2 protein-coding genes are annotated in these 1011 nt (G+C 42.1%); one reads left to right on the top strand and one right to left on the bottom strand.

Going from position 1 to position 1011, the window contains the following annotated elements:
- The coding region (locus tag H595_RS0121030) for an ISAs1 family transposase (protein WP_027672887.1) at positions 1-344 on the bottom strand (344 nt) is incomplete at its 3' end.
- A 201-nt stretch (positions 345-545) separates the two neighbouring features.
- On the opposite strand from H595_RS0121030, the gene H595_RS0121025 reads away from it, so the two are divergent.
- Complete coding sequence (locus tag H595_RS0121025; RefSeq protein ID WP_027672886.1) at positions 546-941, top strand: hypothetical protein; 396 nt, start codon at positions 546-548, stop codon at positions 939-941.
- Positions 942-1011 lie beyond the last annotated feature (70 nt).

Raw genomic sequence — 1011 nt, 5'->3', positions numbered from 1 at the left:
CCGCGCAGCGTTTTACCGTCAATCGCTACTACCTGACCATCAGTCAGTTCTGTACAAGCCTGCATCCAACTGGCAAAGCAGCGCTGTAAGGCTTCGCTGTCCAGCAGTGACATCACCCGCGCGATGGTGTCGTGTACCGGCAAGCCCAGTTTGAAAAAACCATGTTCTTGCAGCCAGTCAAAGCGATTTTCACCGAAATCTTCAATATCTTCCCATCCCTCACAGCCCGCTATGACGGCGCACAGCGTTAAAAACACCACGTCAAACAAGGGGTAAACGACCTTAGCGGCTTGCCTTGGGTCTTCTAATTCTGAAAAGTGCTCTGCAAAAATATCGATGTTCATTAATCGGCTCCGCGTAAAAGCCAGTATCTGATCACAGCTGAAGATCGCGGTCAATCAGTTATGCTAAAGTGCGTACTAAATGTTCGTGATCTTGCCCTGACCTTGGGAGGAAGATCCGAGAACTGGTGGCCGATAAGTTATAATATTTTAAAGCGCAGTCAACATCATAGTGGCTGCGTTAACAAATGAAGGTAATTAGTTGTGTCTCAATATCATTTTGCTAAGCTTTCAAAGTTTTTTGTCGGCATGTTGCTATTTTCTTGCATGTATGGTCTTGTCAGTTTTTTTTATTATGATAGCGACAATTTGTTTAGAATTTTTTTCTTTTCGGGGGTGATTGTTCTTGTTTATATGCTACATGGTTTTCCAGTTTGGTATGGAGGTGATTTTGTAAAGCCATGCAGTAAAGTTGTGTTCTACTTTTTTATGCCAATCGTAATTTCCATAGCAGCAAACTATGTTTATGGACGCTATACAAAAGAAGAGCAAGTTGTCTGGTTTGAAGGATTTGTTTCAGAACTTTTTTTGATAGTTGTGTTGGCTGCATTAGCTGAAGAATTGTTGTTCAGACACGAGTATGTAAAATTTTCTGTGTAAGTGGCTGTTTCTCATAGCGATACACGGTCACCATACATGATAATGAACTGATTCATCGCCGGTTTCCAGT

This window comes from Rheinheimera baltica DSM 14885, from assembly GCF_000425345.1.
In the GTDB taxonomy this organism is placed as follows: domain Bacteria; phylum Pseudomonadota; class Gammaproteobacteria; order Enterobacterales; family Alteromonadaceae; genus Alishewanella; species Alishewanella baltica.
Note: the sequence above shows the minus strand (reverse complement) of the source record. Positions and strands in the feature narration are given on the sequence as shown.